This window comes from Pseudomonas syringae pv. tomato str. DC3000 (assembly GCF_000007805.1).
Classification (GTDB): Bacteria; Pseudomonadota; Gammaproteobacteria; order Pseudomonadales; family Pseudomonadaceae; genus Aquipseudomonas; species Aquipseudomonas avellanae.
Window position 1 is genome coordinate 742,106 of record NC_004578.1, and the last position, 12,917, is coordinate 755,022.

Sequence of the window (12,917 nt, forward strand, 5' to 3'; positions counted from 1 at the left end):
TAAAGCCCGCAGGGCAATGCTGAAAGCGGCGTCGGCGGTGGGGCATCATCCTTACCCTACGCTTGGCACTGTCCACACATCTGCTTTTGATTCTGCAGAAACCGTTTGGCTGAGCGATTCTGGACTGTTATTCAGCGCTCACCGCGCCGCGTGATACACACTCACGTCGCGAAACTCGTGCGGCTCGGCCAGGTCCGGCAGGGTGTGCGCATGCAGTATCGTCACACGCTGGTAGGCAGCGTGCTTGAAGTCGCGCACGCGGGAGTCTGCCACCAATGCCTCGCGGCCTCGGGAGAGAAACTGGTCCAGCAGCGGCAGGTTGGCGCGGTCGTAGAGCACGTCGGCGACCAGAATCAGATCGAAGCGGTCCGCCTCGGCAAAGAAATCCGTCGAGTAGCTAAATGGCACCTGATTGAGTTCGGCATTGGCCCGGCAGGCAGCGAGCGCCAGTGGATCGAGATCACAGGCAACCACTTCAAGCGCCCCGGCCCTGAGCGCAGCAATGCCCGCCACACCCGAGCCCGCACCGAAGTCCAGTACCCGCTTGCCAGCCACCCAGTGCGGGTTTTCAGCCAGAAAACGCGCCAGGGCCAGGCCACTCGCCCAGCAGAAGCTCCAGTACGGTGGATCTTCCAGAATACGGCGCGTTTCATCCGGGCTGAAGGCGCGGTCCATGTTGGCCTCGTCGATCAGCCACAGCTTCAGCTCTGTGCCCGGCAGCGCAGTGACAACCAGCCGGGCGTCGCCAAGCAGTTCGCTCAACGCGTGTTGCAGATGTTGCGGGGCGATCATGGCGCCTTGACGAACTGCAATTGCCCCAGTGCCTGAGTGGTGGCCTGTTCGATGCGCATTGATGGCAGGTGCAGAATCAACTGTCCTGATTTGCTCGCGCGGCCGCGCAATTCTACGCGTCCGCCCACCGGAAAGGCTTCAGGGTTGAAGCGCAACTGAAACGGCAGCGACTGGCCGTTGCCCTTGAGCAGGGTGCTGGTCAGCAGTTTTTGCGGACGACCGCGATCGTCGATCACCAGCATCGCCAGTTCGACCTCGGCACCGGCCGGGACGCCCAGCAATTGCCCGCTGAGCTCACGCTGATAAGGCAGCAACGGACCCGGCCCGGCCGGCAGCTTGATCGCTGGCGCCACGGGCGGCGCGGCGACAGGTTTCGGGGCGTCATTGCTGCTGCATGCGGCCAGCAAACCGATGAGGCCGAGTAAAAAAAGGGGGCGTAACGTCATCAAGAGCTCCACAAGACAAAAATCGAAAGGCTGTGTCACGCCAAGCGTGCAGTATTACCGAGCCGGGGCAATTTCACATCGCTTTAATGCGCGTCTATATACCGTAAACCCCCAGCCTTGTCTTGCCAGCAGGATGCGCTAACATGGCGCTCCTCATTCTTTCGTTGCCAGCCACCATGCACTGTCCCTTCTGCGGTGCCAATGACACCAAAGTCATCGACTCCCGCCTCGTCGCCGAAGGCGAGCAAGTACGCCGCCGCCGCGAATGCCTGGCCTGCGGCGAGCGCTTCACGACGTTTGAAACCGCCGAGCTGGTCTTGCCGCGCCTGATCAAGCAGGACGGCAGTCGCCAGCCGTTCGACGAAGAAAAGCTGCGCGCCGGCATGCAGCGCGCCCTTGAAAAGCGCCCGGTGAGTGTCGAACGCCTTGAAGCTGCACTGGCCCACATCAAGCACAAGCTACGGGCCACGGGTGAGCGCGAGGTCAAGTCGCTGGTGGTCGGCGAGCTGGTCATGGGCGAGCTGCAAAAGCTGGATGAAGTGGCCTATATTCGCTTCGCGTCCGTGTATCGCCGCTTTCAGGACCTCAACGAGTTTCGTGAAGAAATCGACCGTCTGGCCCGCGAGCCGGGTAAGGAATGAGTGCAGTGTTGACTGAACAGGCAGCCCTCGACGTTCATTACATGGCCCATGCGCTGGAACTGGCGCGCAAGGGCCTTTATTCGACACACCCCAACCCGCGAGTCGGTTGCGTGATCGTGCGTGACGGCCAGATTGTCGGTCAGGGCTGGCATGCGCGGGCTGGCGAGCCGCACGCCGAAGTGCACGCGCTGCGCGAGGCCGGGGAGCTTGCCCGGGGCGCAACCGCCTACGTCACACTTGAACCGTGCAGCCATCAGGGACGCACCCCGCCGTGCGCCGATGCACTGATCAGCGCCGGGCTGGCGCGGGTCGTTGCGGCAATGCAGGACCCCAATCCGCAAGTGGCCGGCAGCGGGCTTTTGCGCCTGATGACTGCCGGTATCAGCGTTCAGTGCGGCGTACTGGAAGGCGAGGCGCGAGCGCTGAACAAAGGTTTTATCAAGCGCATGGAAACCGGACGGCCCTATGTGCGGGTCAAGATGGCCATGAGCCTGGATGGCAGAACGGCCATGGCCAGCGGTGAAAGCCAGTGGATCACCGGCCCCGAGGCGCGTTCTGCGGTTCAGCGCCTGCGCGCCCAATCGAGCGTGGTGCTGACCGGTGCCGATACGGTGCTGGCCGACAAGGCACGCCTGACCGTGCGCCCTGACGAGCTGGGGCTCAATGCCGAACTCACTGCGCTGGCGGCTGCGTGTCCGCCCCTGCGCGTATTGATCGACGGACGGCTGCGCGTGCCATTGGATACGCCGTTCTTTCAGGCGGGCAGTGCGCTGGTCGTGACCTGCGCCGCGGCGTCGGCGCGGGGTCGTTATCAGGAAGACGGTCACGAGATGCTGGCGCTGGCCGACAGCGCCGGTCATGTTGACCTGCGCAGGTTGATGGGCGAACTGGGCGCGCGGGGCGTCAACGAGGTGCTGGTCGAAGCCGGTCCGCGTCTGGCCGGTGCCTTCACGCGTCTCGGGCTGGTCGACGAATTTCAGCTATTCATTGCAGGCAAGTTTCTCGGTTCGTCGGCCCGGCCGCTGCTCGATCTGCCCCTGGCGCAGATGAGTGAAGCGCTGGAGCTGAACATCATTGAAATGCGAGCCGTCGGCAATGACTGGCGAGTCATTGCTCTCCCTGTCAGTGCACCCGGCGTATAATTCTTCGCTTTCGCCTAGCGCGTAGCCCTTGTTCTCCCGGAGGACCCATGTTTACTGGCATCATCGAATCCATCGGCAGCATCCGCGCCCTGACTCCCAAGGGTGGCGACGTCCGCGTTTACGTGGAAACCGGCAAGCTCGACCTGAGCGACGTCAAACTCGGCGACAGCATTGCCGTCAATGGCGTATGCCTGACCGCTGTCGAATTGCCCGGCGACGGCTTCTGGGCTGACGTCAGTCGTGAAACCCTGACCGTGACTGCCTTTGTCGATTTGAAGAGCGGCAGCCGGGTCAATCTGGAAAAAGCCCTGACGCCGACCACGCGTCTTGGCGGTCACCTGGTCAGCGGCCATGTCGACGGCGTCGGTGAAATCGTCGCCCGTGCCGATAACGCCCGCGCCATCCAGTTTACGGTGCGTGCGCCGCGCGAGCTGGCCAAATACATCGCCCATAAAGGCTCGATCACCGTTGACGGCACCAGCCTGACGGTCAACTCGGTCAATGGCGCCGAGTTCGAACTGACCATCGTGCCGCACACCCTCAGCGAAACCATCATGGCCGACTACCTGCCTGGCCGTAAGGTCAACCTGGAAGTGGACCTGCTGGCGCGCTATCTGGAGCGTCTGTTGCTGGGCGACAAGGCAGCAGAACCGGGTCACGGCACGATCACCGAAAGCTTTCTGGCCGAGACCGGCTACCTCAAATCCTGAATCAAGGAGGGTGCCGCGTGGCGCTCAATAATATCGAAGAACTGGTTGAAGACATCCGCCAGGGCAAGATGGTCATCCTCATGGATGACGAAGACCGCGAGAACGAAGGCGACCTGATCATGGCCGCCGAATGCGTCAAGCCTGAGCACATCAACTTCATGGCGCGTTTCGCCCGTGGCCTGATCTGCATGCCGATGACCCGCGAGCGCTGCGAAACCCTCAAGCTGCCGCTGATGGCGCCGCGCAACGGCTCCGGTTTCGGCACCAAGTTCACCGTCTCCATCGAAGCTGCCGAAGGCGTGACCACCGGTATTTCCGCAGCCGACCGTGCGCGTACCGTGCAGGCCGCCGCTGCCAAAGAAGCCAAAGCCGAAGACATCGTCAGCCCGGGGCACATCTTCCCGCTGATGGCTCAGGCCGGTGGCACTCTGGCTCGCGCCGGGCATACCGAAGCGGCGTGCGATCTGGCGCGCATGGCCGGGTTCGAGCCGACGGGGCTGATCTGCGAAGTCATGAACGACGACGGCACCATGTCGCGTCGCGCCGAACTTGAAGAATTTACCCTGCAACACGACATCAAGATCGGCACCATCGCCGACTTGATCCACTACCGGATGATCCACGAACGTACCGTTCAGCGGATTGCCGAGCAGCCGATGGACAGCGAACTGGGCAGTTTCAACCTGGTGACCTACCGTGATTCGGTCGAGGGCGATGTGCATCTGGCGCTGACCCTGGGCAAGATCTGCGCAGAAGAGCCGACCCTCGTACGCGTCCACAATATGGACCCGTTGCGCGACCTGCTGATGGTCAAACAGCCCGGCCGCTGGAGCCTGCGCGCCGCCATGCGTGCGGTTAGCGAGGCGGGCAGCGGTGTTGTGCTGTTGCTTGGTCACCCCCTGGATGGCGATGTATTGCTGGCTCATATCCGCGAAACCGCAGGGCAGCAACCGATCAAGACGCCGACCACTTACAGCACGGTGGGTGCCGGTTCGCAGATCCTTCGTGACCTCGGTGTGCGCAAAATGCGCCTGATGAGTTCGCCAATGAAGTTCAATGCGATATCCGGTTTCGATCTGGAAGTTGTAGAATACGTGCCCTCCGAATAAATACCGGCAGGTCGAGGCGTGCGAAAGACGGTTTTCGCAGCTTTTGGCCTGACAGTTGTGATTCGTGGCCTAATATCCCTCAAAGTCCGCCCCAAGGCGGGCTTGCTCTTTAATACGAGACTCACCGAATGACCTTGAAGACCATCGAAGGTACCTTCATCGCCCCCCAAGGCCGCTACGCCTTGGTGGTTGGCCGTTTCAACAGCTTCGTCGTGGAAAGCCTGGTTAGCGGTGCCGTTGATGCGCTGGTACGCCACGGCGTGAGCGAAAGCGATATCACCATCATCCGTGCGCCGGGTGCGTTCGAGATTCCACTGGTCGTGCAGAAAGTTGCTCAACGCAGCGAGTTCGCGGCCATCGTTGCACTGGGTGCAGTGATCCGTGGCGGTACTCCGCACTTCGAATACGTGGCAGGCGAGTGCGTCAAAGGCTTGTCCCAGGTTTCCATGGAATTCGGCGTTCCGGTCGCTTTCGGCGTATTGACTGTCGATTCCATCGAGCAGGCCATCGAGCGCTCCGGCACCAAGGCCGGCAACAAGGGCGCTGAAGCTGCCCTGTCCGCCATCGAAATGGTCAGCCTGCTGTCGCAGTTGGAGGCCAAGTGATTTCCGACGACACCGACCAGTTCAACCCGCGCGACGCCAAATCGCCGGAAATCGCCAAGGGCAAGAGCGCCAAACGTCGCGAAGCGCGTCAGATGGCAACTCAGGCCCTGTACCAACGGCACATGGCTGGCCACGCGCTGAACGAAATCGAAGCCCAGTTCCGTGTCGATAATGACTTCAGTAACGTTGACGGCACTTACTTCCGTGAGCTGCTGCACGGCGTGGCAATCAACCAGACCGAGATCGACACTGCTCTGACGCCTTGCCTTGATCTGACCATCGAAGAACTCGATCCGATTGAGCTGGCGATATTGCGCCTGTCCACCTTCGAACTGCTCAAGCGCATCGACGTGCCTTACCGCGTTGTGATCAACGAAGGCATCGAACTGGCCAAAGTCTACGGCTCCACTGACGGCCACAAGTTCGTCAATGGCGTGCTGGACAAGCTTGCACCGCGCCTGCGTGAAGTCGAAGTGAAGGCTCACAAGCGCTGATCAGCGCCTGACCTTCATGGGAGAGTTCGAGCTGATCCGCAATTACTTCGCCGCCGCGCCCTGTGCGCAGGCGGGTGAAGAGGTTGTATTGGGGATCGGCGACGATTGCGCGCTGCTGGCGTTACCGCCCGGTGAGCAGTTGGCGATCTCGACCGATACGCTGGTGGCCGATGTGCATTTTCCGGCCGTCTGCGACCCCTTTCTGCTTGGTCAGCGTGCATTGGCCGTCTCTGCCAGTGATCTGGCGGCCATGGGCGCTCGTCCCGTTGCATTCACCCTTGCCCTGACCTTGCCGCATGTCGATGCCGACTGGTTGCAGCGCTTTGCTCACGGTTTGAGCCTGATGGCGCAAGGCTGTTCGTTGCGCCTGATCGGTGGTGACACCACGCGCGGTCCGTTGAGCCTGACCCTGACCGTGTTCGGTGCTGTACCCTCAGGGCTTGCGTTGACACGTAGCGGCGCTCGCGTAGGTGACCTGTTATGTGTCGGCGGTGCGCTGGGCGATGGTGCAGCTGCGTTGCCCCTGGTGTTGAATCAACGCAGCGCCGAGGCTTCGATTGCCGAACCGTTGCTGGCGCGCTACTGGTCGCCACAACCGCAATTGGCGCTGGGTCAGGCATTGCGCGGCAAGGCGACGTCGGCGCTGGATATCTCCGATGGCTTGCTCGCGGACTGCGGGCACATCGCCCGTGCTTCGGGGGTACGTCTGTTGATCGAGCGCGACGGGCTGCCAATGTCGCCGCACCTGCTCGCGTTGTTCGACCTGCAGGCCGCGCAACAGGCGGCGCTTAGCGGCGGTGATGATTACGTGCTGGCCTTTACGCTGCCGCCAGAACATCTGGCTGGGTTGCTCGACGCCGGCTGGCCGGTGCATGTGATCGGCCGGGTCGAGGCTGGAAATGACGTGGTTCTGATCGACCATGCCGGAGCCGACATCACCCCCGATACCCGTGGCTACCAGCATTTTGGCGGCCCACAGTGACGGGGTGTGTCAGGTCTATCTATCGAACTTTATGATCTAAATGCCCGAGAATTCAGCCTGAGCGTCTGTAGGAACCTGCTGTTACAATGCAAATCTTGCGAATTTCCAGTCTTCATACTGATCAGGAGCACACGGTGCCCGTCGTATTTGTCGCCGCTTCCAAACTGCCCACACCCTTTGCAGAATTTGCCATGCACGGCTTTATCGAGTCAGCAACCGGCCGTGAACACGTTGTCCTGAGCCTGGGCGATGTAGCGGATGGCGCTCCGGTTCTTGGCCGGGTGCACTCCGAATGCCTGACCGGTGATGCACTGTTCAGTCAGCGTTGCGATTGCGGCTCTCAACTGGAAGCCGCCATGCGCGCCATTGCTACCGAGGGGCGCGGCGTATTGCTGTATCTGCGTCAGGAAGGGCGCGGCATCGGCCTGATGAACAAGATCCGCGCCTACGAGCTGCAGGACGGCGGGGCCGATACGGTCGAAGCCAACGAGCGTCTTGGTTTTGCCGCCGACCAGCGCGACTACGCCATCTGCCTGCCGATGCTTCAGCATCTGGGTGTGCAGTCGCTGCGCTTGATGACCAACAACCCGCGTAAAGTCAAAGCGCTGACCGACATGGGCATCAATGTCGCCGAGCGTGTGCCGCTGCACACTGGGCAAAACCCGCACAATCGCCTTTATCTGGCGACCAAGGCCGGCAAGTTGGGGCACATGATGGGTAACGAACACCAAAGCGAGGTCGGCCCCGCGTGACACGCAGCGAGGTGCGCCAAAAGCTGGAAATGGCCTGGTGGCGCCAACTGGGCCTGACCTTGGCACCCTTGTTGGTGGTTTGTGTGTTTTTCGGCTCCAGTGAGCCGCTTATCCCTGTGTTGGCGATACCGTTGTTCATCGCCGGGATAGGCTCGATGTTTGTCAGCCTGAAGCCATTCGGTGCCTACAAACGTGCATTGGCGGCCACTCAGGCTGCGCTCGACACGCCGGAAGAGCCCGCCGCCTGGATCAAACTTGCTGCGGTTCGCCGTTTCGCCTTTCTGGCGGCCGGGCTTCCCGCCTGGATCGCCGCCATCGCTGTACTGTTCGGCCTGCACCCGCTGCCGGTTTGCCTGTTGGCATTTTCCAGTGTGGTGCTGCTTTACCTGTACCGGATTCCGGCAGCCAGCTGACTAAGGGTGCCGGTGCTGTAGCGCCCGGTCCGCTCCCACATAAGCCACTCTGCGAGCATTTTACAGGTTTTGAGGTGCGTGAAGATTTGGGCTTCTGCCCGGAGGGCGTGGGAGCTTCAGGAGGTTACGACGGCTGCGATGGGCTGCAAAGCAGCCCCAAAAACCGGCCAACTCGGCTCTGTCTGGCAAACCGAGGCGGCAGGTTTTGCTGTCGGTTACCGACAGTTCGCGGACAAGTCCGCTCCTACAGATTCCGACAGGCCCCATAAAAGTCTGACAGGTCGCGTAAAAGTCCGGGAGTTTGTGGACAAGCGAGGCGTCGCCCGGTCCGCTTCACGGTCTGAGTCGGAAGCGGACTTGTGTAACTGTCAGCCAATCAGCGCTAACCGCTCATTGATCGCCGCTTCGATCCCTTCAGCATCCAGCCCGCATTCAGCCAGCATCTGCGCCGGTTTGGCGTGCTCGACATAAACGTCCGGCAAGCCCAGGTGCAGCACGGACTTGAGGATGTTCGCGCGGGCCAGAAACTCGCTGACTGCCGCACCCGCACCACCCATCACCGCGTTTTCTTCCAGCGTGACCAGCAGTTCATGACTGGCAGCTGTTTCGCGTACCAACGCCTCGTCCAGTGGTTTGACGAAACGCATGTCGATGACGGTCGCGTCCAGTTTCTCAGCGACCACCAGAGCCTCGGCCAGTTGCACGCCAAACACCAGAATCGCAACCCCCTGACCTTGACGGCGCACAACGCCTTTGCCAATTTCGACCGGGTCCAGATTGGCCTCGATCACAGCATTCGGCCCGGTGCCGCGCGGGTAGCGCACAGCGGCAGGCCCGGTGTGCAGATAGCCGGTGCTGAGCAATTTGCGCAATTCGTTTTCGTCACTCGGCGTCATCACCACAATGCCGGGGATGCAGCGCAGGTAAGACAGATCAAAGCTGCCCGCGTGGGTCGGGCCGTCTTCGCCCACAAGCCCGGCACGGTCAATGGCGAACAGCACGTCGAGGTTCTGCACCGCAACGTCATGCACCAACTGATCGTAGCCGCGCTGCAGGAACGTCGAATAGATCGCCACCACCGGCTTGCTGCCTTCACAGGCCATACCGGCTGCGAGGGTGACGGCGTGTTGCTCGGCAATGGCCACATCGAAGTAGCGCTCGGGAAAGCGCTCGCTGAAGTCCACCAGGTCCGAACCTTCCTTCATGGCCGGCGTGATACCCACCAGACGCGAGTCGGCCTCGGCCATGTCGCAGATCCACTGGCCGAACACACCGGAGTATTTCGGTGAGCTGACTTTTTTCTGAACGCTGACAGGTGCATTCAGGGGTTCAAGCTTGGTAATGGCGTGATAGCCGATCGGGTCGACTTCGGCGGGCGCAAAACCCTTGCCCTTCTTGGTCACCACGTGCAGGAATTGCGGGCCTTTCAGGTCACGCATGTTGCGCAGCGTGGCAATCAGGGTTGGCAGGTCATGGCCGTCGATAGGGCCGATGTAATTCCAGCCCAGCTCTTCGAACAGCGTGCCGGGGACCAGCATGCCCTTTGCGTATTCTTCGGTACGCCGTGCGATTTCCCACGCGCCCGGCAGCCGCGAAAGCACTTTCTTGCTGCCTTCGCGCATGCTGGTGTAGGTACGGCTGGAAAGAATCTTGGCCAGATAGTTCGACAGCCCGCCGACATTGCGCGATATCGACATGTCGTTGTCGTTGAGGATCACCAGCATGTTCGCCGCGACTTCCGGCGCGTGGTTCAACGCCTCGAATGCCATGCCGGCGGTCAGCGCACCGTCGCCGATCACGGCAATCGATTTGCGCTCACTGCCTTGCAGACGCGAAGCAATCGCCATACCCAGCGCCGCGCTGATCGAGGTGCTGGAGTGGCCAACGCCAAACGTGTCGTACTCGCTCTCGCTGCGGCGCGGAAAGGCGGCAACACCGTCCTTCTGGCGCAGGGTGGACATGCGCGCGCGACGGCCGGTGAGAATCTTGTGCGGATAGGCTTGATGACCCACGTCCCACACCAGACGGTCGTCCGGGGTGTCAAACACGTAATGCAGCGCGATGGTCAGCTCGATGACCCCAAGACCGGCACCGAAATGCCCTCCGGTCTGGCCAACGGAGTACAGCAGCTCCAGGCGCAGTTCATCGGCCAGGGTTTCGAGCTCGGCTTCACCCAGACGGCGTAAGCCGTGTGGGGTGTCAGCCTGGTCGAGCAACGGCGTGACCGGGCGCTCGCGGGGGATCTCTTTGAACGTCGTGGGCATCAGGCGAATCGTTATTTATAAGTAAAGAGGCGGCAGTTTACCTTATGCATCGCACGCTGCCCATGAAGTGAGTCGGCGGAAGGTCCGTCGACTGACAAGCTTGATGATTCAGACCTGATGAACCGTCGTTGATTCATCGTATTTCAGTCCCGGCAAATAGCGATCAGTGACGGCGCTCGACGATGTACCGCGCCAACTCGCGCAACGGCTCTGCCGTGGTGTCGAAAAGACTCAGCGCAGCGAGCGCCTGATCGCGCAATTCCAGGGCATAGCCCTTGGCCGCGTCCAGGCCCAGCAGTGCGGGGTAGGTCGGTTTGTCGCGGGCGATGTCGGCACCCTGGCGCTTGCCGAGGGTCGCGGTATCGCTTTCGACGTCGAGAATGTCGTCTTGAACCTGAAAGGCCAGACCGACCGCACGTGCATAGACCTGCAGGGCATCGAGCCGCGCCTGATCGGCCTGACCGCTGGCCAGGGCTCCGAGCCGAACACTGGCTTCGATCAACGCGCCGGTCTTGTGACGGTGCATGTATTCCAGCGCAGCCTGATCCAGCTTTAGTCCTACCGAACCCAGATCGATGGCCTGTCCGCCCACCATTCCGGCCGGACCTGCGGCAGCGGCCAGTGTGCTGACCATCTGCAATCGGGTTGCGGCGTTACGCGAGCTCAGGTGCGGGGCGAGCAAGGCGGTGAAAGCGAGGCTTTGCAGGCCGTCACCGGCGAGGATCGCGCAGGCCTCATCGAACGCCTTATGGGTGGTCGGCTGGCCGCGACGCAGGTCGTCATCGTCCATCGCCGGCAAATCGTCGTGCACCAGTGAGTAAGCATGGATCAGCTCGACCGCACAGGCCGCGCCATTGGCATCTTCGGCCACGCCGCCCAGTGCTTCACAGGCGGCGTAGGCCAGCAGCGGGCGCACACGTTTGCCACCGTTCATCACGCTGTAACGCATGGCCTCGTAGAGGCGGCTCAGCTCAGGGCTCGGTGCCTGAAACAAGCCTTCGAGTGCTGCATTGACGCGAGTCTGGCTTTGCGCTTGATAGCTCGCGATCATTCGGGGAGTTCCGCGTCGTCGAACGGCTCTTCGGTCAGTTCACCGTCGCGTTCCAGCAACACTTGAACCTTTTGTTCAGCCTGGGTGAGGGCGCTCTGGCAGTCACGCGTCAGGCGCACGCCTTGCTCGAAGGCGGTCAACGAGTCTTCCAGCGACAGCTCACCATTCTCCAGTCGCTCTACCAGCGCTTGCAGATCAGCGAGAGACTGTTCGAAATCCAGTGCAGCTTTCTTGCGGGCCATGGGGGCATTTCCGGTAGAGGTTAAACCGCGCGACACTAGCAGAGCGGCGGCCTTGGGGCAAATGACGGCGATGGATGTTCGTTGTCGTAGCGAGCAAAGTGACTCAACCCGCAGCAAACCCGTTCTGCAAGTCGGCGATCAGATCATCCGGGCTTTCAAGGCCAACCTGCAGCCGCAGCATAGGCCCCATACCGCGGTCTGGACCATGCTGCTCGATTTCCGTGACCAGGCTTTCAAAACCGCCCCAGGAATAACCGATGCCAAACAGCGTCAAGGCACCTGTAAAACGATCCAGCACCTGCCGATCAGCCGTTTTGAACTCGAAACTGAGCAAGCCGTTGCAACCATGGAAATCGCGTTTCCAGAGGGCGTGCCCCGGATCGCTCGGCAGCGCGGGATACAGAACGCGCGCGACTTCAGGCTGATCCTGCAGCCATTGCGCGACCTGCATCGCGTGGCGTTCGTGCATGGCCATGCGTGCCGCCAGACTGCGCGCCCCGCGTAGCACCAGATAGGCGTCATCCGGGCTGACGGTGTTGCCGACAGCGGTGTTCATGGTCTTGAGGGTTTGCCAGTGAGTTTGGGTGGTACTGACACTGCCCATCATCACATCCGAGTGCCCGGCCATGTATTTGGTCAGGGCCATCAGCGAGATGTCCGCGCCCAGCTCCAGCGGCTTGTATAAAACCCCGGAACCCCAGGAGTTATCCACCGCCAATAGCATGCTCTTCGCTTTGCACAACTGCGCCAGGGCGGGCAGGTCGCACATCTCGAAGGTCAGCGAGCCCGGTACTTCGGCGTAGATCATCCGCGTGTTGGTTTTGATCATCGATTCCACGTCACTGCCATCGGCGGCATAGAAGTCGAACTGAATATCGAAAGCCTTCAACATCGTGTTCGCCAGACGCCGGACAGGTCCATAGACCGATTCGGTGAGCAGTACGTGATCGCCGGGGCGCAGAAAGGATTGAAACATCTGTGCGACGGCGGCAAGCCCGGTCGGGTAAAGACACGTGCCGTGCGCGCCTTCAAGCTCAGAGATCAGGTCCTGCAAGGCAAACGCAGTCGGGTTGCCATTGGCCCCGTAAGTCAGCGAACGCTCCGGCCCGGCCGTGCGAACCTCGGCTTCGCGCAAGCTTTCCAGGCTGTCGAACACTACCGTGCTGAGGCGCACAACCGGCGGATTGACCGCAAGCCCCGGGCCGCTACTGGCGCTGCGACCACGTTGCGACAGGGCAGTGTGGGCGCGAGGGTCTTTGCTGTGCGGCATCTGA

General features: G+C 61.5%; 15 protein-coding genes. 9 read left to right on the forward strand and 6 right to left on the reverse strand.

The genetic code is table 11. The features are described 5' to 3' along the window. Positions 1-138: 138 nt before the first annotated feature. Both PSPTO_RS03635 and PSPTO_RS03640 read right to left on the reverse strand, forming a co-directional pair. Entirely contained in the window at positions 139-792 is a 654-nt protein-coding gene (locus PSPTO_RS03635; protein ID WP_011103234.1) for a class I SAM-dependent methyltransferase, read from the reverse strand. Beyond that, a complete protein-coding gene (locus PSPTO_RS03640) occupies positions 789-1,238 on the reverse strand; it encodes a lipoprotein (RefSeq protein WP_003379143.1) in 450 nt (149 codons plus the stop codon). The genes PSPTO_RS03635 and PSPTO_RS03640 overlap by 4 nt, the downstream gene beginning before the upstream one ends. A gap of 176 nt (positions 1,239-1,414) precedes the next feature. On the opposite strand from PSPTO_RS03640, the gene nrdR reads away from it, so the two are divergent. The 9 genes from nrdR (at position 1,415) to PSPTO_RS03685 (ending at position 8,086) form a co-directional block, all read left to right on the forward strand. After that, a complete protein-coding gene (gene nrdR, locus PSPTO_RS03645; protein WP_003379141.1) occupies positions 1,415-1,879 on the forward strand; it encodes a transcriptional regulator NrdR in 465 nt (154 codons plus the stop codon). Then, positions 1,876-3,021 carry a bifunctional diaminohydroxyphosphoribosylaminopyrimidine deaminase/5-amino-6-(5-phosphoribosylamino)uracil reductase RibD gene (gene ribD, locus PSPTO_RS03650; protein WP_011103235.1) on the forward strand — a complete coding sequence of 382 codons (1,146 nt, stop codon included), beginning with the start codon at positions 1,876-1,878 and terminating at the stop codon, positions 3,019-3,021. Before nrdR ends, ribD begins: the two co-directional genes overlap by 4 nt. A gap of 47 nt (positions 3,022-3,068) precedes the next feature. Next, positions 3,069-3,731, forward strand: coding sequence for a riboflavin synthase (locus tag PSPTO_RS03655; RefSeq protein ID WP_011103236.1), 663 nt, complete (start codon positions 3,069-3,071; stop codon positions 3,729-3,731). A 17-nt stretch (positions 3,732-3,748) separates the two neighbouring features. Continuing rightward, a complete protein-coding gene (gene ribBA / locus PSPTO_RS03660; RefSeq protein WP_011103237.1) occupies positions 3,749-4,840 on the forward strand; it encodes a bifunctional 3,4-dihydroxy-2-butanone-4-phosphate synthase/GTP cyclohydrolase II in 1,092 nt (363 codons plus the stop codon). A gap of 128 nt (positions 4,841-4,968) precedes the next feature. Beyond that, on the forward strand, positions 4,969-5,445 hold the full coding sequence (gene ribE / locus PSPTO_RS03665) for a 6,7-dimethyl-8-ribityllumazine synthase (protein ID WP_002555427.1): 477 nt from the start codon (positions 4,969-4,971) through the stop codon (positions 5,443-5,445). Further along, positions 5,442-5,939, forward strand: a complete 498-nt coding sequence (nusB, locus tag PSPTO_RS03670; protein WP_011103238.1) for a transcription antitermination factor NusB — start codon at positions 5,442-5,444, stop codon at positions 5,937-5,939. Before ribE ends, nusB begins: the two co-directional genes overlap by 4 nt. Before the next feature lie 16 nt (positions 5,940-5,955). Further along, positions 5,956-6,921, forward strand: coding sequence for a thiamine-phosphate kinase (gene thiL, locus PSPTO_RS03675; RefSeq protein ID WP_011103239.1), 966 nt, complete (start codon positions 5,956-5,958; stop codon positions 6,919-6,921). A gap of 134 nt (positions 6,922-7,055) precedes the next feature. Then, positions 7,056-7,673 carry a GTP cyclohydrolase II gene (gene ribA / locus PSPTO_RS03680; protein ID WP_003379129.1) on the forward strand — a complete coding sequence of 206 codons (618 nt, stop codon included), beginning with the start codon at positions 7,056-7,058 and terminating at the stop codon, positions 7,671-7,673. Continuing rightward, positions 7,670-8,086 carry a hypothetical protein gene (locus PSPTO_RS03685; RefSeq protein WP_005769026.1) on the forward strand — a complete coding sequence of 139 codons (417 nt, stop codon included), beginning with the start codon at positions 7,670-7,672 and terminating at the stop codon, positions 8,084-8,086. Before ribA ends, PSPTO_RS03685 begins: the two co-directional genes overlap by 4 nt. A 368-nt stretch (positions 8,087-8,454) precedes the next feature. Here PSPTO_RS03685 and dxs read toward each other — a convergent pair whose 3' ends face one another. The 4 genes from dxs to metC all read right to left on the reverse strand — a co-directional run bounded on the left by dxs (position 8,455) and on the right by metC (position 12,913). Continuing rightward, positions 8,455-10,350 (reverse strand): 1-deoxy-D-xylulose-5-phosphate synthase, encoded by a 1,896-nt coding sequence (gene dxs, locus PSPTO_RS03690; protein ID WP_011103240.1) that lies wholly within the window; start codon positions 10,348-10,350, stop codon positions 8,455-8,457. A 163-nt stretch (positions 10,351-10,513) separates the two neighbouring features. Further along, the gene (locus tag PSPTO_RS03695; protein WP_007245492.1) at positions 10,514-11,401 is read right to left on the reverse strand and encodes a (2E,6E)-farnesyl diphosphate synthase; all 888 of its coding nucleotides are present in this window, start codon (positions 11,399-11,401) and stop codon (positions 10,514-10,516) included. Next, positions 11,398-11,643 (reverse strand): exodeoxyribonuclease VII small subunit, encoded by a 246-nt coding sequence (locus tag PSPTO_RS03700; protein ID WP_003379121.1) that lies wholly within the window; start codon positions 11,641-11,643, stop codon positions 11,398-11,400. The genes PSPTO_RS03695 and PSPTO_RS03700 overlap by 4 nt, the downstream gene beginning before the upstream one ends. A gap of 103 nt (positions 11,644-11,746) precedes the next feature. After that, complete coding sequence (gene metC, locus PSPTO_RS03705; protein WP_011103241.1) at positions 11,747-12,913, reverse strand: cystathionine beta-lyase; 1,167 nt, start codon at positions 12,911-12,913, stop codon at positions 11,747-11,749. Between the last annotated feature and the right edge of the window lie 4 nt (positions 12,914-12,917).